The sequence below is a fragment of the Desulforudis sp. DRI-14 genome (genome assembly GCF_052618305.1).
In genome coordinates this window covers 1-24,005 of record NZ_JBQXEZ010000030.1, presented here as the reverse complement: position 1 = coordinate 24,005, position 24,005 = coordinate 1, and the positions used below count along the sequence as shown (strand labels likewise).

The 24,005-nt window shown below is 58.1% G+C and carries 21 protein-coding genes; 6 read left to right on the top strand and 15 right to left on the bottom strand.

Annotated elements, in window-relative coordinates; genetic code table 11:
- Positions 1-158 precede the first annotated feature (158 nt).
- The 3 genes from mutS to miaB all read right to left on the bottom strand — a co-directional run bounded on the left by mutS (position 159) and on the right by miaB (position 4,792).
- Positions 159-2,777: a DNA mismatch repair protein MutS gene (mutS, locus tag ACUM6F_RS11810; protein WP_445349354.1), complete on the bottom strand. Its 2,619-nt coding sequence runs from the start codon at positions 2,775-2,777 to the stop codon at positions 159-161.
- Between the two features lie 112 nt (positions 2,778-2,889).
- A complete protein-coding gene (locus tag ACUM6F_RS11805) occupies positions 2,890-3,285 on the bottom strand; it encodes a YlbF/YmcA family competence regulator (protein ID WP_425621343.1) in 396 nt (131 codons plus the stop codon).
- Positions 3,286-3,448: 163 nt separating this feature from the next.
- Positions 3,449-4,792: a tRNA (N6-isopentenyl adenosine(37)-C2)-methylthiotransferase MiaB gene (gene miaB / locus ACUM6F_RS11800; RefSeq protein ID WP_445349353.1), complete on the bottom strand. Its 1,344-nt coding sequence runs from the start codon at positions 4,790-4,792 to the stop codon at positions 3,449-3,451.
- Positions 4,793-5,053: 261 nt separating this feature from the next.
- Between miaB and ACUM6F_RS11795 the strand changes: the two genes are divergently transcribed.
- Positions 5,054-6,874: an MASE3 domain-containing protein gene (locus ACUM6F_RS11795; RefSeq protein WP_445349352.1), complete on the top strand. Its 1,821-nt coding sequence runs from the start codon at positions 5,054-5,056 to the stop codon at positions 6,872-6,874.
- A gap of 19 nt (positions 6,875-6,893) precedes the next feature.
- Here the strand turns inward: ACUM6F_RS11795 and ACUM6F_RS11790 are convergent, their stop codons facing one another.
- The 5 genes from ACUM6F_RS11790 to ACUM6F_RS11770 form a co-directional block, all read right to left on the bottom strand.
- On the bottom strand, positions 6,894-7,217 hold the full coding sequence (locus ACUM6F_RS11790) for an SPW repeat domain-containing protein (RefSeq protein WP_445349351.1): 324 nt from the start codon (positions 7,215-7,217) through the stop codon (positions 6,894-6,896).
- Between the two features lie 249 nt (positions 7,218-7,466).
- Positions 7,467-8,594: a copper amine oxidase N-terminal domain-containing protein gene (locus ACUM6F_RS11785; RefSeq protein ID WP_445349350.1), complete on the bottom strand. Its 1,128-nt coding sequence runs from the start codon at positions 8,592-8,594 to the stop codon at positions 7,467-7,469.
- A 205-nt stretch (positions 8,595-8,799) separates the two neighbouring features.
- The gene (locus tag ACUM6F_RS11780) at positions 8,800-9,276 is read right to left on the bottom strand and encodes a GyrI-like domain-containing protein (RefSeq protein WP_445349349.1); all 477 of its coding nucleotides are present in this window, start codon (positions 9,274-9,276) and stop codon (positions 8,800-8,802) included.
- A gap of 221 nt (positions 9,277-9,497) precedes the next feature.
- Positions 9,498-10,034 (bottom strand): rubrerythrin, encoded by a 537-nt coding sequence (gene rbr, locus ACUM6F_RS11775; protein WP_445349348.1) that lies wholly within the window; start codon positions 10,032-10,034, stop codon positions 9,498-9,500.
- Positions 10,035-10,136: 102 nt separating this feature from the next.
- Entirely contained in the window at positions 10,137-10,661 is a 525-nt protein-coding gene (locus ACUM6F_RS11770; protein ID WP_445349347.1) for a hypothetical protein, read from the bottom strand.
- A gap of 148 nt (positions 10,662-10,809) precedes the next feature.
- Between ACUM6F_RS11770 and ACUM6F_RS11765 the strand changes: the two genes are divergently transcribed.
- Positions 10,810-11,883: a tetraprenyl-beta-curcumene synthase family protein gene (locus ACUM6F_RS11765; RefSeq protein WP_445349346.1), complete on the top strand. Its 1,074-nt coding sequence runs from the start codon at positions 10,810-10,812 to the stop codon at positions 11,881-11,883.
- Between the two features lie 63 nt (positions 11,884-11,946).
- Here the strand turns inward: ACUM6F_RS11765 and ACUM6F_RS11760 are convergent, their stop codons facing one another.
- From ACUM6F_RS11760 to trxB, 6 genes are all read right to left on the bottom strand, one after another.
- On the bottom strand, positions 11,947-12,855 hold the full coding sequence (locus ACUM6F_RS11760; RefSeq protein ID WP_445349345.1) for a S8 family peptidase: 909 nt from the start codon (positions 12,853-12,855) through the stop codon (positions 11,947-11,949).
- A 275-nt stretch (positions 12,856-13,130) separates the two neighbouring features.
- A complete protein-coding gene (locus ACUM6F_RS11755) occupies positions 13,131-14,063 on the bottom strand; it encodes a polyprenyl synthetase family protein (protein WP_445349344.1) in 933 nt (310 codons plus the stop codon).
- A 143-nt stretch (positions 14,064-14,206) separates the two neighbouring features.
- Positions 14,207-14,575: a 4Fe-4S dicluster domain-containing protein gene (locus tag ACUM6F_RS11750; protein ID WP_445349343.1), complete on the bottom strand. Its 369-nt coding sequence runs from the start codon at positions 14,573-14,575 to the stop codon at positions 14,207-14,209.
- A 100-nt stretch (positions 14,576-14,675) separates the two neighbouring features.
- Positions 14,676-15,077: a thioesterase family protein gene (locus ACUM6F_RS11745; protein ID WP_445349342.1), complete on the bottom strand. Its 402-nt coding sequence runs from the start codon at positions 15,075-15,077 to the stop codon at positions 14,676-14,678.
- Positions 15,078-15,405: 328 nt separating this feature from the next.
- Positions 15,406-17,385: an acetate--CoA ligase gene (gene acs / locus ACUM6F_RS11740; RefSeq protein WP_445349341.1), complete on the bottom strand. Its 1,980-nt coding sequence runs from the start codon at positions 17,383-17,385 to the stop codon at positions 15,406-15,408.
- A 231-nt stretch (positions 17,386-17,616) separates the two neighbouring features.
- The gene (trxB, locus tag ACUM6F_RS11735; protein WP_445349340.1) at positions 17,617-18,552 is read right to left on the bottom strand and encodes a thioredoxin-disulfide reductase; all 936 of its coding nucleotides are present in this window, start codon (positions 18,550-18,552) and stop codon (positions 17,617-17,619) included.
- Between the two features lie 227 nt (positions 18,553-18,779).
- Here trxB and ACUM6F_RS11730 point away from each other — a divergent pair, with 227 nt between their 5' ends.
- The 4 genes from ACUM6F_RS11730 to ACUM6F_RS11715 all read left to right on the top strand — a co-directional run bounded on the left by ACUM6F_RS11730 (position 18,780) and on the right by ACUM6F_RS11715 (position 22,850).
- Positions 18,780-19,628, top strand: a complete 849-nt coding sequence (locus ACUM6F_RS11730) for a polysaccharide deacetylase family protein (RefSeq protein ID WP_445349339.1) — start codon at positions 18,780-18,782, stop codon at positions 19,626-19,628.
- A 107-nt stretch (positions 19,629-19,735) separates the two neighbouring features.
- Complete coding sequence (locus tag ACUM6F_RS11725) at positions 19,736-21,040, top strand: phenylacetate--CoA ligase family protein (protein WP_426377683.1); 1,305 nt, start codon at positions 19,736-19,738, stop codon at positions 21,038-21,040.
- Between the two features lie 5 nt (positions 21,041-21,045).
- Positions 21,046-22,374 carry a phenylacetate--CoA ligase family protein gene (locus tag ACUM6F_RS11720; protein ID WP_445349338.1) on the top strand — a complete coding sequence of 443 codons (1,329 nt, stop codon included), beginning with the start codon at positions 21,046-21,048 and terminating at the stop codon, positions 22,372-22,374.
- A gap of 44 nt (positions 22,375-22,418) precedes the next feature.
- Positions 22,419-22,850, top strand: coding sequence for an ACT domain-containing protein (locus ACUM6F_RS11715; RefSeq protein ID WP_425621326.1), 432 nt, complete (start codon positions 22,419-22,421; stop codon positions 22,848-22,850).
- A 103-nt stretch (positions 22,851-22,953) separates the two neighbouring features.
- On the opposite strand, the gene ACUM6F_RS11710 is transcribed toward ACUM6F_RS11715, so the two are convergent.
- A complete protein-coding gene (locus ACUM6F_RS11710) occupies positions 22,954-23,775 on the bottom strand; it encodes a formate dehydrogenase accessory protein FdhE (protein ID WP_445349337.1) in 822 nt (273 codons plus the stop codon).
- Positions 23,776-24,005: the final 230 nt, after the last annotated feature.

Genomic DNA, 24,005 nt, shown 5'->3' with positions numbered 1-24,005 from the left:
CAGGAGATCGGGGATCTCCTTGTAAACCAAGGCTTTAGAGATAGTTTAACGGATAAGGCGTTGGGCCGAGGCCGCCAGGCGGCCGGCAGTAAGTAGGCAGTAAGTAGTCGGTAATAGGACTTGAAGGAATTCCCGTGTGGGAATTCTTATTTATTTTCTTACGGCTTACGCCCAACTTTCGTATGTTTTTTATCGCTTTCGCTCAGCAGCATCCGTTGCCAGCCGTAAATCTGGTTGATGGCTTCCAGCGGCGTCATGCCCATAATGTTGGCGCGGCGCACCTGTTCCAGGACGCTGTGGGCTTCCGGGCTGCCGAACAGCTCCATCTGCAGCACCTGTACGGGCGGTTTGGGCGCGGGAACCGCTGCCTTCTTTTCGCTCTCCAGCTCGATCAGGACGGCGGCGGCCCTCTGCAGGATCTCTTCAGGAAGGCCCGCCAGCCGCGCCACGTGCAGCCCGTAGCTGCGGTTGGACTTCCCCGGGACGACCTTGTGCAGGAAAACGATTCCCTCGCCGTCCTCGGCCACGGTCGTGGTGTAGTTAACGACACCCGGCAAGCTTTCCAGGTCGGTCAGCTCGTGGTAATGCGTCGAAAAGAGGGTCTTGGCTCCGATGCGTTCGGCGATGTATTCGACCAGGGCCCGGGCGAGGCTCATCCCGTCAAAGGTACTCGTCCCCCGGCCGACTTCGTCCATAATGATCAGGCTGCGCGAGGTCGCGTTTTTGACGATCGTCCGGCATTCGCGCATTTCCACCATGAAGGTGCTGGCCCCGCCGGCCAGGTCGTCCGAGGCGCCGATACGCGTGAAAATACGGTCAACCACGCCGATCCGCGCGCTCTCCGCCGGCACGAAGCTCCCGATCTGGGCCATTAAAACGATCAGGGCCACCTGGCGCATGTAAGTACTCTTCCCCGCCATGTTCGGACCGGTGATTAAAACCAGCCGCTGCTCGGCGTTCAGCAGCGCATCGTTCGGGACGAAGGCCCCCGCGCCGAGGGCCTGCTCGACGACCGGATGGCGGCCCGCCTTAATCTCGATGCGATCCTCCTCGTCCACCTGCGGGGCGCGGAAACCGTGCCGCACCGCGGCAACGGCCAGGGCGTTGAGGGCGTCCAGGCAGGCGACACTGGCCGCGAGCTGCTGCAGACGTCCCACCTCGTTGCTGACCCGCTCCCTGATATCCAGAAAAAGATGGTACTCGCGCTCTAGAAGGCGGTCCTGGGCGCCGAGAATCTTGTCCTCGTATTCCTTCAGCTCCGGGGTGACGAACCGCTCGGCGTTGGCAAGGGTTTGGCGGCGGATATAGCTTTCGGGAACAAGGTCCAGGTTGGCCCTGGTCACCTCGATGTAGTACCCGAACACGCGGTTGTAGCCCACCTTGAGCGAGCGGATTCCCGTCCGCTCTCTTTCCCGCGCTTCAAAGGAGCACAGCCACTCTTTACCGTCCCTCGCCAGGCTCCTGAGCTGGTCCACCTCGGCATCGAACCCCGCTTTGATCAGCCCGCCGTCCCGGATGGTCACAGGAGCGTCCTCGTCAATAGCCTGTTGAATTAGTTCGCGGACGTCGGCGCACGGATCGAGGGACCGCTCCAGCCCGTTTAGAAATGGTTCGTCTGTTTGCTTCAGGATTTCCTTGAGCTCGGCCGTGGCGCTCAAGGAGTTTTTCAAAGCCAGCAGGTCGCGGGCGTTGGCCGAACCGTAGGCGACCCGGGCCGCAAGCCGTTCGAGGTCATAGATCCTGCGCAGGGAGGCGCGTAAAGACTCCCGTAATAAAGCGTTATCGGCGATGGCTGCCAGGGCCCCCTGGCGTTCGGCGATCCGGCGGGGATCGAGCAGGGGCTGCTCGATCCAGTTCTTCAGCAGTCTCCCGCCCATCGCCGTCTCGGTGTTGTCCAGAACCGACAGAAGGGTTCCTTTCCTGCTCCCGTCGGCGATGGAATTGGTCAGTTCGAGGTTCCGTCTCGTGGCGGCGTCGAGAACCATATACTGCCCCGTGGCGTACTGGCGGACCGTCCTGATATGGGAGAGGGGCCGCTTCTGCGTTTCAGCCAGGTAGGCGATAAGCCCGCCGACAGCCGGGCCCGTAAGAGGATGGCGGGCCCAGGGTTCCCGGCGGGCGGCTTCCCCGAATTGCCTTTCGATGACGTCCATGGCCGCATCCGAGGCAAAAACGCTGTCCGGCCTCGGAGTGATCACGGCCGGAAAAAGCAGGGCCTGCGCCGTGAGCTCGGAGGCCATGCTTTCGGGCACCAGGATCTCCCTGGGGGCCAGGCGCAAGAGCTCGTCCAGCACCGCGCCTTTGCTTTCCGCTTCGGGAAGGGCGGTGACCAACAATTCGCCCGTACTGACGTCGGCCGCCGCCAGCGCCCAGGCGTCCCCACCGCGGTACAGAGCGCAGAGGTAGTTGTTGGCCTTGTCGTCCAGGAACTGCCCTTCGATGACGGTACCGGGCGTGACCACCCGCGTGACTTCCCTGTGTACAATCCCCTTGGCCGACTTGGGATCTTCCACCTGCTCGCAGACCGCCACCTTGTACCCTTTCTCCACTAGGCGCGCTATGTAACTGTTGGCGGCGTGGCAGGGAACGCCGCACATCGGCACGCGCCCCAGCGGCCCCCCGTCGCGTCCGGTCAGGGTGATTTCGAGAACCCGCGAGGCGATTTCGGCATCTTCGAAGAACATCTCGTAGAAGTCTCCCAGGTGGAAAAAGAGGATGGCGTCCTCGTATTCCTGCTTGGTGCGCAGGTACTGTTCCATCATGGGGGTTAGACTCAAGAGCAGTCCTCCAATAAGGGTTTACCTCATTATACCATCGACGGAACCGCCGCCCAAGGAAAACCCTGGATGCTTAACGCTCCAGGGTGTCGAAAAGATACCTTCAAGCTCTTTACAGTTCGATCGGACCGTTACCGTCGCGCCGCGCGGCGGCCTGGCTGCACGTCTGGATTTTGGAGGGTTTGCCGTAGACCGCGATATGGATGATTTCCTGGACGGTGTGCAAAAGATCGTTCAGTTTCCCTCTCGCCCGCATGACTTCCCTAAGCGTGGGGTGGGCCTCCATCCTGTCGGTAACTTCTCTCAATTCCCGCTCTTCATCTGGAGACAGGGCGCGCCCCCCCGAACGCGCTTCCTCGACGCGCAGTTGAATCCGCTCGTAGGCCAGCAGAATCGCGTTCGCCGCCTCGTCCTCCTGCAAGCGGCTCTCAGCCGCGCGCCAGTCTTGTACGGTTGGAGAATTTTCCATTTCCTTGGCCAGTTCGTGTGCTTTCCTTAAAACGGACACGCCAACGCCTCCTCCAATCTTGATGGCCAGGGATTACGGCCTGCGCCCCGGAGCGCTTTTTTAAGCTCCGCCGGTCTCCGGGCGGCAATCCGAGCCATCTGTGACAATCATTAACTTTTGCCGATAAGTATTCAATGTCCGGCCCTGATAACCTGCCGGCCTGTCACTCTCGACCCCCGGCCGGCAGGAGCGAGCCGGCCAGGTAGGTCAGTTTCCCCTCGTCGATACGGACGTCCGCCAGCGTGCCGATCAGGCTCTCCGAGCCGCTGAAGACAACCTTTTTGTTGGTCCTGGTTCTCCCCGTCAAAAACGCGGGGTTGTTTTCGCTCGGCCCCTCCACCAGGACCTCGTGGATCCGTCCCTCTTCGGCACGGTTGCGCGCCAGGCTGATCTCCTTCTGCACGGCGATCAGTTCCTGGATGCGCCTGCTCTTTTCTTCTTCGGAAACCTGGTCTGGCATCCGCGCCGCGGGCGTTCCGGAGCGGGGGTTGTACACAAAGGTGAAGGCCTGATCGTACCGGACCCGTCTGACAAGATCAAGGGTATCATTGAAATCCTCTTGGGTTTCCCCCGGAAAGCCCACCATAAGATCGGTGGTCAGGCTGGCGCCGGGAATTGTAGTACGGATACGTTCGACAAGGCCGAGGTAATACTCCCGTGTGTAACCCCGGTTCATCCTGGCCAGGATACGATTCGAACCGGCCTGAGCAGGAAGATGAACGTTCTCGCAGACCTTATCACAACTGGCAATCGTCTTAATGAGTTTATCAGAAAAATCACGGGGATGTGAGGTCGTATAACGGATCCGCCACAAACTGTCCACCGCGTTGAGCATCTTCAGAAGGTCCGCAAAGTCAACCTTTTCCGGCAGGTCTTTACCATAGGAGTTCACGTTCTGTCCCAGGAGTGTCACCTCCCGGTAACCCTGGAGAGCCAGGTTTCTAACCTCGGTGACTATGGCCCCTGGTTCCCTGCTGCGTTCCCGCCCGCGGACGTAAGGAACGATGCAGTAAGTGCAGTAGTTGTTGCAGCCGAACATTATCGGGACCCAGGCCTTTAAGCGGCTTTCCCTGCGCACGGGCAGGCCCTCCGGGATCACGGCCGCCTTGTCCCAGACCTCGTAAAGAGGCTTGCCCTTGCTGTAAACCAGTTCAAGCAAGCGGGGAAGCTCGTGGCGGTTGTGCGTGCCGAAAACCAGGTCGACGTACGGGGCGCGCCCGGCGATTTCATCAGCCATTCCGGGTTGCTGGGGCATGCAGCCGCCGATGCCGATAATTACTTCGGGACGTTTCTTCTTGAGGGTCTTAAGCTCGCCGAGCAGCCCCCAGACCTTGTTCTCGGCCGTCTCTCTGACGCAGCAGGTGTTGATGAGGATAACGTCGGCTTCCCCGGCCGACCCGGCGCGTTCGTAACCCATCGCTTCCAGGAGCCCCGCCATCATCTCGGTGTCTGCGTCGTTCATCTGGCAGCCGAAAGTGTAGATGTACACGGTTTTTCCCTGCAGCATAACCCACCTCAAATCTTATCTTACCCGTTTCTCCCATATAAAGACAGTATAAAGACAGTCTTTAACAATATTTGATCTCGTTCGACAAACTGTTACATATTGTTACGGTTGTCAAGCATATTCACCACTGTTAACATTTTAATAGCATTTTGATAAAGGAATCTAACGATGAACTTAAGAGCAAATGCTTACCCGTTTAGTTACGAACGCACGAACTCGCTATTCAAGACCAGCCTGAGCAGTGCTCTTATTTTCGTCCTGTTGGCACTGGTTAACTGGGCGTTAAGCCAGGCCCTGGCGCCTGTTGTTTTCCCCAAAAACACGGTGCAGTGGCATACCCTGGTGGAAGTCCTGTGCCTGTCGGTAGCCGCCTTTGTGTTTTTCATCAGCTGGATAACCTACGAACACAGGGTGCCTTGTACAAACTCCCTGGGCTTCGGCTTCCTTCTCGTGGCCCTCCTCGACCTGATGCACGTCCTTTCTTTCCCGGTTCACAACTACTTCAATTCTGATCCGGACCTGTACGCTTGGTTCCGGATACTGGCTCGCAGCGCCGGGGCCGCGGTCTTTCTGGGGATAGCTCTGGGATTGCGTTCGGGGATATCGAGGACGCGCCTGTTCCTTTTGACCCTGGGGGCTTTTTCACTTATCTCTTTTGTCCTGCTGTCTTTTTCGGATCTGCCCCCGCTTTTTGTCGACGGCCGGGGTTCCACGCTCCTGAACTTGATCTGGGAATACGTTATCTGTGTCGCATACGTGATCGCGCTTATTCTGATCATCGGACACAGCGAGCAGTGGGAAGGTAAGGGGCTGCAGGCCATTATCCTCGCCATTCTTTGCGCCTTGGCGGCCGAACTGTGTTTTACCGTTTCCACGACGGTGACGTCGTTGTGGAACATCCTGGGCCACAATTTCAAGCTCGGCTCTTACCTCTTCGTGCTGTGGGGAATCATCGCCAGGTCGGTCATCTATCCCTACTCGGCCCTGCGCAGTTCAGAGGAACGGTTCTACAAGGCTTTCCGCGCCAGTCCCTCCCTGATGACCATTGCCTCGCTTGAAGACGGCAGGCTGATAGAGGTCAACGAGAGCTGGACGCGGGCGACGGGTTACGGCTGGGGGGAAGCCGTCGGCCGTACACCGGCCGAACTCAATATCGAAATGGCGCCGTGGGACCACGTCAAGATCAAAAACATGCTTCGGAAAGAAGGCGCCATTCGGAACCTGGAAGTTCACCTCCGCGCCAAATCGTCCGAGGTGCGTACGGTGCTGCTTTCAGTGGAGATCCTCGAACTCGAAGGCAATCGCTGCGTGCTGACCGTGGCCAGCGACATCACCGACCGCAGGCGAATGGAAAAGGAAATGGCCCGCCTCGACAGTTTAAACCTCGTGGGGGAAATGGCGGGGGACATCGCTCATGGGATACGGAACCCGATGACCAGCGTGCGTGGGTTCCTGCAGATGTTCGGCGAAAAGAACGAGTTCAGCAGGTACCGGAAGCACATCGACCTCATGATCAGCGAACTCGACAGGGCGAACAGCATCATCACGGAGTTTCTTTCCCTGGCCAAGAACAGGGTGGTGAAGATCAGCAAACAAAACCTGAACTCCACCGTGAACGCCCTGCTGCCCTTGATCGAAGCGGATGGCGTAACGAACGACAAATACGTCGTTACCTACCTGGGAGACATCCCCGACCTCGACTACGACGAAAAGGAGATCCGCCAGATGATTCTGAACCTGGCCAAAAACGGGCTGGAAGCGATGGCTCCCGGCGGCCTGCTGACCATCAAGACATTTGTGGACGGCAAAGACGTGGTCCTGGCGGTGCAGGACGAGGGAACGGGCATCGAACCCGAGCTGTTGGAAAAACTCGGAACCCCTTTCCTAACCACCAAGGAGCACGGCACCGGCCTGGGGCTGGCGGTGTGTTACAGCATCGCCGCCAGGCACAACGCCACCATCTCGGTGGACACCGGCCCGACGGGAACCACTTTTTTCGTCAGGTTTAAGCCGAGCAAGAAGGCTTACGGGCACGACCTGCCGGTCGCCGACATGCCCAACGGCGGGCAGAAAGCCTTATAAAAAACAAGAATCCGCCGATTTACCTCAGTCTGGCCGTGCGCTCCGGCAAAACCACGGTAAAGAAATTGAGGCCGGCCAGGACAAATCCCATCAACACGTCATTCGCCCGCCCCACCCCGGTGTAGCCGAAAACGAACGGCGCGACGATCAGCCAGACGCCGGCGGCCGTCAAGAGCCAATTCACCCACATCTCCTTGACGCGGACTGCCATAACCGTCAAAACGAGCACCGCAACCCCCAGCACGATTTCGTTGGTCCTGGCGGTTCCCGCCGTGCCCAGGGTAAAGGGCGCCGCTATCAGCCAGGCGCCGAGAAGCAGGTTTATGCCATGCCGCCACAACATAAAGCGCACCTCCCGATTCTCTATATTCCGTCTACTTATAATGCGCTCTTGAGGCCCCTTGTTATCCCGATTAATGAGAATTGCGCGGCCAAGGCATGCTATAGACACTCAGAACACGGGAGGAAGCGAAAGTTGGACGTCCGCCCGGCGAACACAAAAAGCAGGGATACGCCCATACGCATCCCCGCTCTTTAACCTGATATCCCGCTTGCAACGGCTAACAGCTAACTTCTTACTGCCGACTACCGACTACTGACCGCCGGTCTTAGCGACGGCGCCGGAAACGTCGGGGGGAGTAACCTGGCCGTTGTAATCACTATAATCAATAACAAGTTCTACATACCTCTCAAATTCGGCACCAAGGAGCAAATCACTGCTTACCTGATCGTAAATCATTATGCGTTTAACATACAGTTTTGTATCAGGATCGACATAAGTCTTTACAAATGCCCTCCGAGTCTTCCACAGACTAAAATTTACGTCTCCTCCAGTATCGTGGTCCATACCCTGAAAGAGTAATTGCAGGTCACTATTGTATAAATGTTCCAAATTTTGAGAGATTCTTTGACCAATGTTTTTATGGATAATCACTTTGCATTGCTTCTCGTTAATGTTCTCATCCGGGAGAAAACGACAGAAAATGTCTTTAAGATCATCTGTCGATATGAGATTCGGATCACTTAAAGGATCTTCTGTTGATATGGCTAATAACCAAGGCTGACTTCCTTCCCGAACATAGACCTTATTTCCCGTAGAATATACCTCAATATTACCGACCATCAAATAAGAAGCCTTGTTAGGAACATCATACCAACCGGATAAACTAACACTGTCATCATATGTTTGAGTTCTATCAATACTCTTTTCTTTGAGAACCTCTTTATAATTCCCTTGAATTTTGACGGTTTTGACACTTCTATATGCATTAATTACATCCATAAGATAAGCTTTTGAGCCGTCGTCGGGAGAAACGACGCTGACCACCCCGGGACTGTACTCCACTTTACAGCCCAGGGTTTCGGACACAAAGCGCAGGGGCACGAAAACCCGGCCGTTGCGGGTTGTCGCCGGCGCATCGAGAAGACGCGCTTCCCCGTTCACCAGCGCCTGTTTGCTGCCCAGCATCAGCACGACGGTCTTCCCGTCCTGCACCACGGTAACCTTCTTGGCGGCAGGGTCCCAACCCACGGTGGCGAATAGGCTTTCGCCGACCACGCGGAGGGGAACCATGGTGCGTCCCCCGGTCTCAAACGGGGCGACGTCGGACCACAACTCCGCTCCGTCCAGAACGATCTTGGGTCCCGCGGCCCAAGCGCAGGCAGCCACACCCAGGACAAGAACCAGGGTGAGGAAAACCACGCTTACCCTTCTCAACACTAAGCCTCTCTCCTTTCAAAGCAACCCCCGGTTTTTCCCTCGGGGTCCAGCTTTATTCTTTTTAGCCTTCTATGCCAACCCCCGGACTTCCTTCCACCCCGCAACTCAACTTTGGGAGAACATAAGTCCTAAAAAGAATAGCCGCTATCTAGCGGCTATTCTTTTAGTGATGTTAACAGCGGTGTTAGGATTTGCAAAACGGTTTTCAGCGTTTGATGACCGGGAAGCGGATCTCTATTTTCATTTGTTCAGGCGGAGCGTCCATCGGGCTGTGATAGACCTCCTCCGGGGGACCGGCAAGCCTGTACCCCCCTTTCGCCACGTAGGCGAACATCCTCTGGTAAACCGCGGCGTAGTCTTCGATGATTCCCGAATGCAACTGGACGATGGCTTTCCGTTCCGGCAGGCGTTTCACCCCCGGCGTCGTTTCGGTCTCCGGCAGCTCCATCGGGAAGTTGTTCTTCAGCGGTATCTGCAGTTCCCACTTCTGGCGCTCCGGCGGGACGCCGAACGGGCTTGAGTGAAACACCCCCACCGGAGGTCCGCCGGGAGTGTGGCCGTTTTCTTTCATCCACAAGAAAACCTCGGCGGCCACCTCGGGGATCTTCTCAAACGTTCCCGACCGCGTCCTGTAGGCCACCGTCTGCGCAGGCAGCTTAACCAGCACTGGCTCAAAACCCAACAAACCCACCCCTTCTCAAACAAGGTAATATTTGCTTTTCATCCTAATGTCACCGACTTTATGATTAACTACCAGAGCCTCAACAGTCACCTCTGGCATTCGGCATTCGGACTCGAAGGAATTCCCGTTCGGGAATTCCATTATTTGGGTTGTGGCGGTGAAAACCTAATCCCGACTGGATCCCAGTGCCCAGCGCTATTCACAGTGCTCAATGCTCAGTGCTAGTAATCTTCGCAGAGTCTTTCGAAGTAGGCTTTCGGATGCGCGCAGGCGGGGCAGGCGTCGGGGGCTTCGCTTCCCTTATGGATATAACCGCAGTTCCGGCATTTCCACTCGATCTCCCGGTCGCTCTTGAAGACACGGTCTTTTTTAATGCTTTCCAGGAGGGCCTGATAACGCTTTTCGTGAAAGGCCTCTGAACGGGCTATGCTTTCGAAAACGCCGGCAATCTCGTCGAAGCCCTCGGCGCGGGCCTCGGCGGCAAACCTTTTGTACATGTCCGTCCATTCGTAGTGCTCGCCGCCAACGGCGGCTTCAAGGTTGCTCACGGTATCCTTGATGCCGCCCAGATACTTGAAAAGCGTTTTGGCGTGAGCGCGCTCATGCTCCGCCGTCTCCAGAAAGATGGCGGCAATCTGCTCGTAACCTTCCTGCTTGGCGACCTTGGCCCAGTAGGTGTACTTGTTGCGGGCTTGGGATTCGCCGGCGAAGGCTTCCTTGAGGTTGGCTTCGGTCTTCGTCCCTTTTATATCTTTCACTGCCTGTCTACCTCCCGTCGTGGATTTGATGCCATGATTAGGCAACCTGAGAGAGATTCCTTTTCTTACACCTGAATTTGTTGACTGTATCTGCCGGCGCCATCATTTTCCCAAAGCCGTCCCGTTTTTCTTGAGGCGGCTGAAGAACCCGCGCACGTAAACAGCCCCCCCGTCCATTTTCGTTTCGTAGGGAATAATATAATCGTTATCCACCGGGGTTAAATTGTACCACGTCCTAACGCAAACCTGGTTTGTAAAGATGTCCTTATAGCTGATCCGGAGCTTGACCCGGCCCCCCTCTTTGAACTCCAGGCCCGGCAGCGGCAAATCTATTTTTTCTCCGGCTGCCAGGAAGGGAATATGGAACATTTGGTCAAAATTACCGGTAAGGACAATATCGATGTCCATCGCCGGGCCTGGTCCCACGTTGCGCAGATTGACCGCCGCCTTCCCGCTGTCGTTTTTGAGCACCGGATACAACAGGGGGCGAAACTGGGCCAGGCGGCTTTCCAACATCTCCCGGGCCATGGCCCGCGACGCGCGGACTGTAAAAAAGGTGAACAGCGCCAGGGTGGTTGTGGCTATCGCGGAAAGCGCCGGCCCGATAGCCGCAAGTTCATGGAACATTGCCGCCCTCCTCGACATTTCTGGCCTTTATCTTTCCCTGAGTACCCCGGTCTTAGCCGGGCAAGCGCATCACCGCGACGCACGGTACAAACACTAAAAAACGCAGGGAGAATTACCGGTTCGGATTCTTTATCGACACGGAGGTTACATGACCGTACGTTTTACCGGCCACCTGCCGCGCCAAATTACAACCCTCGGCCGCCTGATCGCCGTGGTCCTGCCGGACGTTAACGGCCAGCTCAGGCGCTGGCGGACCGTCCTCGTTCACTGCAAAGAGCGCGAATTAGCCAAGCAGGCCGAACTGAGCATGCGGCACAAACGCTTTCACTGCCAGGGGGGCAGCGTTTTTGCCCTGAACGCGGGGCGCTACCGGCGCGGCGTGCTGCGCCTTATTGTCGCCTTACAGACCATCAGCGACTACCTCGACAACCTCTGCGACCGTGCGGGGTGCTTGGATGCCCGGGCCTTCCGGACCCTGCACCGGGCCATGACCTGCGCCGTCAACCCCGAACAGGAGATCCCCGACTTTTATGCCGATTATCCTTTGAGCGACGATGGCGGGTACCTGCGCGCCCTGGTGGAGGAGTGCCGTGCGATCGTGGCCCTGCTCCCGTCGTACAGCCTTGTCCAACCGGAGGTCACCCGTCTCGCCGGTCTTTACTCCGACCTCCAGGTGTTCAAGCATACCGAACCGGAACTGCGGGTACCCTTGCTTTCAGAATGGTTCGCACGCCACCGCCCGCTCTACCCCGATCTGTACTGGTGGGAATTTGCGGCGGCGACCGGCTCCACCCTGGCCATGTTCGCCCTCTTTGCCGCAGCGGCCGACCCCCGGCTGGAAGACAACGAAATCGAGAAGATCCTCAAGGCCTATTTCCCGTGGATCTGCGGTCTGCACATCCTCCTGGATTACTACATCGACCAGGAGGAAGACCGGCTCGGCGGAGACCTCAATTTCGTCTCCTACTATCCTGATCCCGACACCCGGCAAAAAAGGCTGCTTTTCTTTATGCAGCGCGCCTTAGCCGAAACAGCGTCTCTGTCCCGTCCCTGGTTTCACCGCATGGTGGTTAAAGGCCTTCCGGCTCTCTATCTTTCCGACCCGAAGGTCCACGCCCAGGGATTGAACTCCCTGGCCGGCGACCTTCTGCGCGCAGCCGGCCCGGGCGCCAGGATTCTGCACGATACCTGCCAGGCCCTGCGCCGGCTAAAACAGATCTAAAGAAGGGAGAACAGCGTTTCCGACCGCTGTTCCCCCCGTCATCAAACCATATACGTTAGACAACTAGTCACCGTTCTTCCAGTTGATGACGATCTCCGGCAGAGACCTGTCCGGGCCCCAAATGCGGCCGAAGCTGAAGATCCCGTAACCGTAAATCGGGTCGCGGGCGAATTTGCCTACGTCTTCGGCATAGACGTTGAGGACCAGCCTGACCTCTTCAGGGCTCAATTTGCGCCCGAACCGGATCAACGCTTTGGCCTGAAGGATCGCCACGGCTCCGGCGATATGGGGGCAGGCCATACTTGTCCCGGAAAGTTTAGCGTAGCCGCCGTGTAAATAGGTGGAGTAGATCTCCACCCCCGCAGCGGCAACCTCGGTTTCCGGCCCCACAGCCGAAAAGTCGGGCGCGTGTTTATTGATGTCGACGGCGGTCACGGCAATTGCTTCCCTGTAGGCGGCGGGGTAGTTAACCCCGGCCGGGCCCTCGTTGCCGGCCGCGGCGATAACTACGATACCGGCATCGTAAGCGTCTTTTACGGCCCTATGCAGTTGGGGGTCGTCGAAGTTCGACCCCAGGGACATATTGATGATGTCGACACCCTTTTCGACACACCAGTAAATGCCCTGGACTACGTTTTCCAGAGCGCCCGAACCGTCGTTGCCCAGGACCTTGGCCGTATATAAGTCGGCCTCCGGGGCGACGCCTTTGATGCGGCCGTTTGCCGCCACGACCCCGCAGCAGTGGGTGCTGTGGCCTTCATAATCATCAAGACCTGTGCCGCTAAAATCGGCCGCGTCGACGATCCGCAAGTCGGGATGGTTGGGTTTTCCGGTATCCAGCACCGCTACCTTGATTCCCTTGCCCTTGGTCTCTTTCCATTCAAGCTCGGCGCCGATCATTTTAACGCCATACGGTATGGTCTCCGACGCCCACGACTTTATTTCCAGTACTTGAAAAGACGGTAACCGCAAGATTAATCGCCTCCCACCGGTTTTGCATGGCCTGCTGCACCAACCTATGCAAAAAGTGGTAACCTTGCGCGTTGTCCATCTTTTTGAAACCGGGGGATCGGGGAACAAGAAAGTTCAAATCTTAAGGAGGAGGGCTGTCGGGGGAAAAGAATAAAACGCAGAATTCATTGGTCGCTGGTAAGCGGTCATCAGTCACGGGGATAGCAGGGATTCGCGCAGCGAATCCCATCAAGTACCGACTACTGAGCATTTGGGCATAGGGGATTAAGGCTTGGTTAGTGCAAATCGCAGATCATTTCGTTGACACCCTTGAGGAGCGGCGTTTCCGACTCCTGGAAGGCGGGTGACGAGAAGCCCTTGAGCAACTCCTTGCCCTGGACGAGATGATAAGCGGCAAAACGCCTGGCTTTGTCGAGCGCGCCGGTCTGTTGGAGAACCTGGGAGATAAGGGGAAGGTCCCGCGGCTGCAAAGACCCCTTGGCCAGCATCCTGGCAAACTCCTGCTGTCCTTGGCCCAGGAGGTAGATCTCCGGCAAGCCGACGAAGCCGCGCAGCAAGGGGTGAACCTGCTTGATCAGGTTCTCAACCATCCAGCTGCTGACGTCGGCCGCCGAGGCCAGGCCGAGCCCCAGGGCGTACCCCGCTTTCCAAAGCCCGCTGAGAACAGCCGGGCTCCGCTCCGCCAGTTGCCCCCCAAGGCGGCAGCAGGCCGCCATAAGGTAAGCGGTTGTTTTCCCGCGGCGGGCGATGTAGTTCTGCACGGATTCGCTGGCGTTGAACCTTGCTTTCTGCTCGCTGACGCAACCCTCGGCGATGGCGGCGATCGCCCCCGCCATCAGGGGCAGCCCCCCGTAACGATAGTGCCGGGCTAAAAGCCTGAAGGCGTGCGCCAGGGCAAGGTCGCCGGTCAGGATCGTCCTGGACGTCCCTTTCCCGAGCTGTTCTTCAACGTTGCCGTGCCAGACGGATACCCGGTGAATGAGTTCGGCCGTTACGGCCATGTCAACTACAGCCTTTTTGTCTTGGGCGCCCCAGGCACACTCCAGGACCAGCACCGGGTGGATAAACGGCGGCAAAAATTCGCAGTCTTCGATCTCGCCGCTGATTCCCAGGGACGCTAAAGAGCTGCGTACTTCATCGAGAAACGGATGCGGTCGCAAGTATTCCACCCCCGGCCAGTGCCTGAAGATATTCTTCCACCCAATCACGGCGATATCCTGCGATATCCCTTGGCATATTTACTTGATATTCATTATTCATTGCGTCAACGGCGTTTTCCTTGTCGACTATAAACAAAAAAATATAAACGCCGGTATTATCCGGCGTTCCCGATATCGGACACTGTTATCGCTTACCAGCAGTCGACACGACCGTACTCTTCGTCCTTGACATAGCGCGGCGCCAGGTGCCCTTCCTCCGACAAGATAGCGGCGTAAGCACACTCTTCCACGCACCTGTTGCAGAAAACACAAAGCATCGGTTTGTAGATGCGGACCCAGACCGTCTCGATGCGGTCGCCGCTTTTCTCCCATATAGTGTCAAGCACGATAGCGTTCGACGGGCAAACCCTCTCGCATTCCCCGCAGAATTCGCATTTCTCGGGAATGAAAGCCAGCCTCCCCCGCACCCCCGGATATACCTCCCGCGGCTGTTGCGGGTAAGGCCGGGTCGCCGGCCTAGACAAAACATTCCTCAGGACGTTCCCCGCCATCCAGGCCATTCTCGGTACCCCTTTCATTCTCCAGTTAACGAGCTATTTGCGTTTTCCGCCAAGCTTCCTTCAACCCGCCGGCCGAATTTTGCATTAATACTGTATACTTTTATATACTCCCCGGTGTCCCGCGTTTTGCCCGGGCCTTCTCCAGGAAACGGCGGGCATCGACGATGAAGCGCTCATGGCGCCCCCTCCCGATAAGGTCCCGCTCGTCGCGGGCTTCGACCTCAAACACCAGGCGCCGGTCATTCACCTCAACCAGCCTGGCTGTGGCCTCGGCTCTCATTCCCGGAGGCGTGGCCGCGAGGTGCTTGATATCGAGGCTGATCCCGACGGATGTCATCCCTTCAGGCAGAGCATCCCGGACGCAGTTCACCGCAGCCTGTTCCATAAGCGCCACCATGCGCGGCGTGCTGAGGACGTCGACTTCCCCGCTTCCATAGGCTAACGCCGTATCATTCGGCGTTACCGTGATTTCGACCCGGCCTTCCTTTCCCGGCTCGAGCATTCACCCACCTCCTATCAGGCTGGCTGCACCAGCCGTACTCGGCTCTCAGCATTCAGATTAGAATAAGGTCAAAAGAAAACCACGAAAGTTCGGGGACGTCCTTGCGCACAGGACGACCGCCCTTTGTGGTTCAGACAGCGCGGGGGCAACCACTACCGCCGCGCATCCCGGGGAATTTTCCCTGGGCCTCTCTCTCACCCAGGACAATTCTCAACTGTGGGCATTGAGCATTGGGAATTCGACTAAGAGGGTTAAGCTTCTAGGCAGCCATCCAGGGATTCTCCTTAGCCAAACCCTTAGAGTTCTCAATGCTCAGAGCCCAGCGCTATTAAGATTCCTTGTGCTCGTATTTCTTCTTCAACTCGGCAACCACGGCGGGGTCGGCGAGCGTGCTGGTGTCGCCGAGCGCGCGCCCTTCCGCTATGTCGCGCAGCAGGCGGCGCATGATCTTGCCCGACCTGGTTTTGGGGAGCTCGGCGGTGAAGAATACGTCGTCCGGACGGGCGATAGCCCCGATCTTCTTAACGACGTGCGCCTTGAGCTCGTTCTGGATTTCGGTCTTCTTCCCTTCTTTGACCTCCTGCCAGGCATGGGCTTTAAGCGTGACGAAGACCGATACGGCCTGGCCCTTAAGGTCGTGGCTCTTGCCAATCGCCGCCGATTCGGCGACGTAAGGATGATCCACCAGCGCGCTTTCGATCTCCATCGTGCTCAACCGGTGCCCGGCGACGTTGATGACGTCGTCAACCCGGCCGAGGATCCAGTAATAGTTGTGATAGTCCCGGCGGGCGCCGTCACCGGCGAAGTAAACACACTGTCCCGGTATCTTGCTCCAGTAAGTGTCTACGTATCTCTGGTCGTCACCGTAGATCGTCCGCAGCATCGATGGCCATGGCTTCTTGATGACCAGGAAACCGCCCTTCCCCAGCATTACCGGGTTTCCGTTCTTGTCTACGACATCGACGTCGATACCCGGGAGGGGGATGGTCGCCGAGCCTGGTTTAAGAGGCGTCAGGCCGGGCAACGGGCTGATCATGATCGCCCCGGTTTCGGTCTGCCACCAGGTGTCGACGATGGGGCATTTTTCACCGCCGATGTACTTGTGATACCAGATCCATGCCTCGGGGTTGATCGGCTCTCCAACCGAACCCAGGAGCCGCAAGGACGACAGGTCGTACTTGGCCGGCCACTCCTCGCCCCACTTCATAAAGGCCCGGATCGCCGTAGGAGCGGTGTAGAAAATATTCACGCCGTATTTCTCGATGATCGCCCAGAAACGGCCCTGATCCGGCCAGTCGGGGGCACCTTCATAAATCACCGTGGTTGCCCCGTTGCAGAGCGGCCCGTAAACCACGTAGCTGTGGCCCGTGACCCACCCGATATCGGCGGTGCACCAGTATACGTCCTCGTCCTTGATGTCGAAGACCATGCGGTGCGTCGTCGACGCGCCCACAAGGTACCCGCCCGTCGTGTGGACGACGCCCTTGGGCTTTCCGGTCGTACCGCTGGTGTAAAGGATGAACAGCATGTGCTCGCTGTCGAGAGCCTCGCAGGGACAGGTCTCCGGAGCGTCCTTAACAACATCATCAAACCAGACGTCCCTGCCGTCCTGCATGTTGATTTCGTTCCCGGTGCGCCTGATAACCAGAACCTTCTCTACAGACGGCGTTTGCTCCACGGCCGTATCGACGTTCTTTTTCAACTGGACGATCTTGCCCCGGCGCCAACCGCCGTCAGCGGTGATCACCAGCTTGGCCTGGGCGTCGTCGATGCGGTCTCTGAGCGACTCGGCGCTGAAGCCGCCGAAAACAATGCTGTGGGGGGCGCCGATGCGCGCGCAGGCCAGCATGGCAACGGCCAGTTCCGGGATCATCGGCAGGTAAATGGCCACCCGGTCGCCCTTCTCCACGCCCAGCTGCTTGAGCACCGCGGCAAAGCGGTTGACCTCCCGGTAAAGGTCCCAGTAGGTCAGAACCCTGCTGTCGCCCGGTTCGCCTTCGAAAATAATCGCCGCCTTATTCTTGCGCCAGGTGTAGATGTGCCGGTCGACGCAGTTGTGGCAGACGTTCAGCCTGCCGTTGACAAACCACTTGGCGAACGGTGGGTTCCACTCCAGCACTTTGTCCCATCGCTCGAACCAGTCTAGGTGCTCCGCCTGCTCGGCCCAGTAAGCTTCCGGATTGGCCCTGGCCCGGCTGTAAATCTCACGGTCTTTAATGTTGGCCTGGGCGGTGAAGCTTTCGTCCGGGTGGAAGATACGGTTCTCGTGTAACAGGGTATCGATAGTGGTCTCTTTCCTGACAACCACTTGCTGATCTCTCCCCCTCAAATTTTTAGACAATTCAAAAATATCTTATAGGAATTATATACAGGAGCCTAAAGGGAGGGAAATGAAACAACGGTAAACAGCTAGATGGCGAGGCTAAACGGGGGAAATCACCCACTTAGCGGCAGAGCTGGCTCCGCCAGCCGTTGTTAGACGTTAGCTGTTTGCTGTTGGACAAGCTTAGAAAGTCGTAGTGAGAGTCGGGATATGATTTTATGATGCTTTGGTCTGCCTCTGCAGGATGATGTATTTTTGGGCGCTCAGCGCCGCAGTCGCCCCGTCGGCGACAGCCGTTACAATGTCCCGCAAGGGTTTGCTGCGGACGTCCCCCGCCGCGAAAATCCCGGGAACGCTGGTGCGCATCTGCTCGTCGGTTTTGATAAACCCCATGCGATCCAGTTCCACGAGTCCCTCCAGGATCTTGGTATGAGGCAGATTGCCGGCAAAGACAACCAATCCCTCAACGGGATGGGAGGTCAGGGTCCCGTTTTCCACGTTCTTCAGGACTATGGCCTCAACCCAGTCTTCGCCGCGCACCTCGACCACCACCGAATTCCAGATGAAGGACACCCGCTCGTTGGCGAATGCCTGTTCCTGGAGAACCTGGGAGGCGCGAAGTTCGGCGCGGCGGTGGATGACATTGACTTTGCGCGCAAACCGTGCCAGGTACATGGCCTCCTTGATCGCCGAATCGCCACCGCCGACCACCGCGATCTCTTTGTCGAGAAATTCTTCCGCGTCACAGATCGCGCAATAGGAAACGCCACGTCCGTTCAAACGCTCTTCCCCCGGCACGTCGAGGGGCCTGGGACCGGTTCCGGTGGCAATGATCACCGTGCGGGTCAACAGTTCCCCCTCGGGCGTGACGAGCGCAAAGCCGCCGGCGTCCTGGGCTTTTTTCACCCCGGCGACGTTCAGGCGGCGAATGGCGACGCCAAATCGTTCGGCTTGCGCCTTCATCTGGGTAATCAACTCCGGCCCGTCAATGCCGTAGGCAAATCCGGGGTAGTTATCTATCCGCTCGGTGATCCGCACCTTGCCTCCGGGAACGGCCCGCTCGAGCACGAGCGTCACCAGCCCGGCGCGGGCGGCATAAATGCCGGCGGCCAACCCGGCCGGACCGGCGCCGATAATCACCACATCCTGCACGCTAACGGCCTCCTCACCCTCACCGCCAAATAGACGGAATATTTAAAATAGTACAGTACCCATGACCAATATGACAATATCTATTTCGGACCTTTTGGCTGACCTAGCTCCTTTCCCCGCCGCTGCCAGTGAAAAATCACGTTTTTAACCCTCTTTGCCGGCCGCCCGGGTAGGAGATGCCCCGTTTTGTGTCGAATCATCCGGCGATATCAAAGGAGGGTCGGCCAATGCGCCCAGCGGTGGGAATACCTGTTCCCGAGCGCCGCAAAGTCCTGTTTCCCCTCTTGTTGGGGCTCCTGGCCCTGTTCATCGGCCTGGCCGTCGCCCGGGTCTGGTGGTGGCTGGAACCCCTGCCGGCGCCTTTGGATCAGGGAGTCCCCGTCCTGATGTACCATAAGGTGAGTCCCGACCGAAAGGCCGGCGGCTACGGGTTGAGGGTACACCCCCGCGAGTTTGCCTGGCAGATGAACTACCTCGCCGGCCGGGGCTTCACGGCCATCTCCCCGCGCGACCTTGAAAGAGCGCTCTACGAAGGCGCGCCTTTGCCGGCACGACCCATCCTGATCACTTTCGACGACGGTTACCGTGATAATTATCTCTATGCCCTGCCGGTGCTTGAGGAGCTCGGCATGCAGGGCACCGTTTTCGTTGTAGCCGGGGCGATCGGGAAGACCAATTTCTTTGATGCTGAATCACAACCGCCCAACGCCATGATGAGCTGGGAGGAAATCCGCGCCATGGAGCGCGCGGGGATCACCATCGGCTCCCACACGCTCACCCACCCTCACCTGACGCAAATCAGCACCGACCAGGCGCGCCACGAAATTGTCGAGGCGAAGCGCGTCCTCGAAAAGGGGCTGGGTCACGAGGTCCGCTACTTCTGCTACCCTTACGGGGACTACAATCCGGCGGTCGAAGCCTTGGTAGCGGAGGCCGGTTACACCCTGTCCTTCACCTGCGACCAAGGCAGGGTAACAATGGATGAAGAGCGGCCGCTGGCCCTCAAACGCCTTCGTGTTACGGGACACCTGAGCAGGCGCGACTTCGCATATCTCCTGGCCCCGGAACAGAAGTGAGAGATACTTCTCACCTCTCACTTTGCAGGAATTTTCTGAAACACCTGCGAAGTATCAAAGACATCTTCTTTACATCCGCGTTACAGCAGTTATATGCCGTTGGAGTGATGTTGTTGATCTGGGACCGGATGGAAACCCTGGCCAGGGAGGACATGCAGCGGTTGCAGTTGGAACGGCTGAAGGCGGTGGTTAGACGCGTCTACAACAAGGTTCCTTTCTACCGCAAGCTGTTTCAGGAGCGGGGCCTGAAGCCCTCCATCAAGTCGCTCGAAGACCTCCAGTTGCTCCCGTTTACAACGAAAGACGATCTGAGGGAAAACTATCCTTACGGTTTGTTCGCCGTCCCTCCGGAACGCATCGTCCGCATTCACGCATCCTCGGGCACGACCGGCAAACCGACCGTCGTCGGGTACACGAAAAAAGACCTCAAGACTTGGGCCGACCTCGTCGCCCGTATCGTCACCCAGGCCGGGGTCACTGCGCGCGACGTCGTGCAAATCTGTTTCAGCTACGGGATGTTCACCGGGGGCTTCGGCCTGCACTACGGGCTGGAACGCGCCGGCGCCACCGTTCTCCCGGCCTCGGCCGGAAACACGCAGCGGCAGATCAGGCTGATGCAGGACTTTCACACGACCGCCCTGGTAGGCACGCCTTCCTACGCGCTTTACATGGCCGAGCAGATCGAAGAACTGGGCCTTAACCCGCGGCAGCTCGGCGTGCGGCTGGGCCTGTTCGGGGCCGAGCCATGGTCGGAGGCCATGCGCGCGGAACTGGAGCAGCGCTGGGGCATGAAGGCGACGGACAACTACGGCATGAGCGAATTGATCGGACCGGGCGTGGCGGGTGAATGCCCTTTTCAGTGCGGCCTGCACATTTCCGAGGATCACTTCCTCGCCGAAATCATCGACCCGGAAACCGGCGAGCAACTGCCGCCGGGGGAAACCGGGGAGTTGGTGATCACCACCCTGACCAAAGAAGGGCTGCCGCTTATCAGGTACCGCACGCGTGACATTACCAGCCTAGACCCCTCAACCTGCCGGTGCGGGCGGACGACCGTCCGGATGAAACGTGTCAGTGGCCGGACCGACGATATGCTCATCATCCGCGGCGTCAACGTCTTCCCGTCCCAGGTGGAGGAGGTCTTGAGCGAGATTCAGGGCGTCGGGCCGCAGTACCTGATCGTTGTCGACCGGAAGGGCTACCTTGACGAGTTCGAGGTCCAGGTCGAGCTGGCTGCCGATTACTTCACCGGCAAGTACCGCGACCTGGAAGCCCTGGAGGCCAAGATCCAGGCCGGCTTGCAGGCTATTCTGAACCTGACCCCGCGCGTCAAGCTCGTCGAGTACAAGTCTCTTGAACGAACGATGGGCAAGACCAGGCGGGTTATTGACCGCAGAAGAGGAGACAGTTGAGAGCGATGAGGAGGTTTGAAGAAGTGCATTACTGGAACCAGGAAAGCGAGTGCATGCCGGTTGAGGAGAGGCGCAAGCTTCAGTTGGCGCGCCTGCAGGAGCTTGTCAGGCGGGTGTACGAAACCGTGCCCTTTTACCAGCGCTCCATCAGGGCGCAGGGCCTGCGCCCTGGCGAGATCAAGTCGCTCGACGACTTAACGAAGCTGCCCTTCACTACCAAGGCCGACCTGCGCAACACCTATCCCTTCGGGCTTTTCGCGGTGTTGCTGAAAGACATCGTCCGCGTGCACGCTTCCTCGGGGACGACCGGCAAACCGACCGTCGTCGGTTACACGCGCCGCGACATCGAGACCTGGTCCGAGGTCTGCGCCCGCTCGCTGGTCTGCGCGGGACTGCGCCGGGACGACGTCCTCCAGGTGGCCTACGGCTACGGGCTGTTCACCGGAGGGCTCGGCGTCCATTACGGTGCCGAAAAACTAGGGGCCACGGTCATCCCGATGTCGGTCGGCAACACTAAAAGGCAGGTCATGCTGATGGATGACTTCGGGGTGACTGCTGTCGCCTGTACTCCTTCGTACGCGCTGCATCTCGCCGAGGTCATCGAAGAGCTCGGCGTCGACCGTGCCCGGCTGCGGCTAAGAGCGGGGATCTTCGGCGCGGAGCCGTGGTCCGAAGGGCTGCGCAAGGAAATCGAGCAAAAACTAAACATCAGCGCTATGGACATTTATGGTTTAAGCGAGATCATGGGACCCGGGGTGGCCATGGAATGCCCGTACAAGGACGGGCTGCACATCTTCGACGACCACTTCCTGCCGGAGGTTATCAACCCTGAAACCGGCGAGCCCCTGCCCTATGGGGAAAAGGGCGAGCTCGTCATCACCACCCTGACCAAGGAAGGGTTTCCCCTTATCCGTTATCGCACGCGGGACATCACCGTCCTGCATGACGAGCCGTGCCCCTGCGGCAGGACGCACGTCCGGATGTCACGCATCATGGGTCGGACCGACGACATGCTCATCATCCGCGGCGTCAACGTCTTTCCTTCCCAGGTGGAAAGCGCCCTGCTCGACATCGGCCAGGCCGAACCGCACTACCTGTTGGTTGTGGACAGGAGGGGCCCGCTGGACTACCTGGAGATCTGGGTCGAAGTCTCGGAAAAGTTCTTCGCCGACGAGGTCAGGCGGCTTGAAGAGCTGGAAACGAAGTTCAAGGCCGCCATCGAAAGCGTGCTGGGCATCTCGGTGAAGGTCAAGCTGGTTGAGCCCAAAACCATTGAAAGAAGCCAAGGCAAAGCCAAGCGGGTGGTTGACCGGCGGGATGTTTACAAAGACTGAGGCCTCAAACCATAACGCAGGTGGTGAAAGGAGGACATTCAAGAATGTGGGTGAACCAGATTTCCGTTTTCCTCGAAAACAAGTCCGGGCGACTGGCCGCGGTGACCGGCATTCTGGCTGAAGCGGGGATCAACATCCGTGCCCTTTCGATCGCCGACACCTCGGACTTCGGTATTCTGCGGCTGATCGTCAACGAGCCCTCGCGGGCCTACCAGGTGCTGAAGGAAGCAGGCTTTACCGTCAGCACGACCGAGGTCATCGCCGTCGCGATCGAAGACCGGCCGGGCGGACTAGCGGAAGTCCTCAAACTGCTTGACCGGAATCAGATTAACGTGGAATACCTGTACGCGTTTGTCTCAAATTCGTCAGGCAAAGCTCTGGTCCTGCTCAAGGTGGAGAACGTCGACAAGGCCGTTGAAGTCCTAAAGGCCAACGGCGTCAAAATCCCCGATCCGAACGTCGTCTACAACATCTAGGTTTGATTTGATGGGAAAAGCCACGGAGCTAAAGAGCCCGTGGCTTTTTGCTTTCCCGTCGTTTCTCTTCTTAATTGCCTGACGATGACTGACGACCGACCACCTATACGGCCCCTATAGCCTTGTTGGCATACCCTTCGCGCATCGCCAGGACGTCAAGGTGGATCGTCTTGACATCCTCCAGGAACAGGTAAATCTTTTCCTTCTCCGCCGCCTTGCTCTCGTCGATGGTCTTGATGTAACCCCTACAGTTCTCGCAGACGTACACCCGGTAACGGCCGTCGTCATCGACAGTAAAGTACTGGAGCTTGTCCGGCTCGGAAGTACCGCAGAAGGGGCACCCGATCCTTTTGTAGGGCCACTCGGTTTCGCACAGCGAACAGTAAAGGGAGCGGCGGCCGACAGCTTTCGAGAGCCGGGCGAAGTTGGGCAGCGAACCACACGCCGGACAGTAACCTTTGCCCCAGAGGTCTTCATTCACTTCCGCCATAGCTTTTTCGGCGTAAGTCATGACAAAGGGCTTGAGAGCCTGGTTCAGAAGAAAAGCCAGGATATCCTCCGCAACCTCGCCGCCCCTCAGCATGTTCTCGACCACGTTGCCTTCCCGGCCTACGAGGCCGCTTACGAAGATCTGGCGGTCCTTGGGACCGGCAGGCAGCGCCGCCCACGTCTTTTCTATCTCCGCCGTGCGCTCGGGCTGGTGCTTCTTGAGGATGTCCTTGACTTTTTCCAGCATGGCGAAGACGGCGTCGCTGTCCAGCTTCGGCGGCGCGACAGCCACAAGCGGCACGCCGGATTCCCACATCTGCTTTTGCTCTTCGGTCAGCGGCTCAACGTTCACCGTCTCCTGAGGGACTTCCAGCAGGATGAGATCGTTGTAGAGAGGGATCATGTTCGGGGGGGCGAATTGCGGTTCGTCCTGCACTGACTCATCTCCCTTCACAGCATAGCCAAAGTTTTAAGGTGCCTGAAGCCGTTTACATACTAACAAAAAAGGAGGCGGAAATCAACTTTCCGCCTCCTTTGGCAACAAGGTCCTGGAACTACGCGTGTAACGCCTCCGTGTAACCGCGCTGCTTGTTGAGGGCATCCATCACCGGCTGGTCTTCCTCGAAGATGGCGAAGTTCTCGACGATGAAGCAGTACGCCACGATC

Bases quoted from the DNA above. Each gene is read 5' to 3' on its own strand.
- miaB (WP_445349353.1), bottom strand. From the start codon at position 4,792: ATGCTGCAGGGAAAAACCGTGTACATCTACACTTTCGGCTGCCAGATG.
- ACUM6F_RS11790 (WP_445349351.1), bottom strand. From the start codon at position 7,217: ATGTTGTGGCGGCATGGCATAAACCTGCTTCTCGGCGCCTGGCTGATA.
- ACUM6F_RS11770 (WP_445349347.1), bottom strand. From the start codon at position 10,661: ATGTTCCATGAACTTGCGGCTATCGGGCCGGCGCTTTCCGCGATAGCC.
- ACUM6F_RS11765 (WP_445349346.1), top strand. From the start codon at position 10,810: ATGACCGTACGTTTTACCGGCCACCTGCCGCGCCAAATTACAACCCTC.
- ACUM6F_RS11750 (WP_445349343.1), bottom strand. From the start codon at position 14,575: ATGGCCTGGATGGCGGGGAACGTCCTGAGGAATGTTTTGTCTAGGCCG.
- ACUM6F_RS11745 (WP_445349342.1), bottom strand. From the start codon at position 15,077: ATGCTCGAGCCGGGAAAGGAAGGCCGGGTCGAAATCACGGTAACGCCG.
- ACUM6F_RS11730 (WP_445349339.1), top strand. From the start codon at position 18,780: ATGCGCCCAGCGGTGGGAATACCTGTTCCCGAGCGCCGCAAAGTCCTG.
- ACUM6F_RS11725 (WP_426377683.1), top strand. From the start codon at position 19,736: ATGTTGTTGATCTGGGACCGGATGGAAACCCTGGCCAGGGAGGACATG.
- ACUM6F_RS11720 (WP_445349338.1), top strand. From the start codon at position 21,046: ATGAGGAGGTTTGAAGAAGTGCATTACTGGAACCAGGAAAGCGAGTGC.
- ACUM6F_RS11715 (WP_425621326.1), top strand. From the start codon at position 22,419: ATGTGGGTGAACCAGATTTCCGTTTTCCTCGAAAACAAGTCCGGGCGA.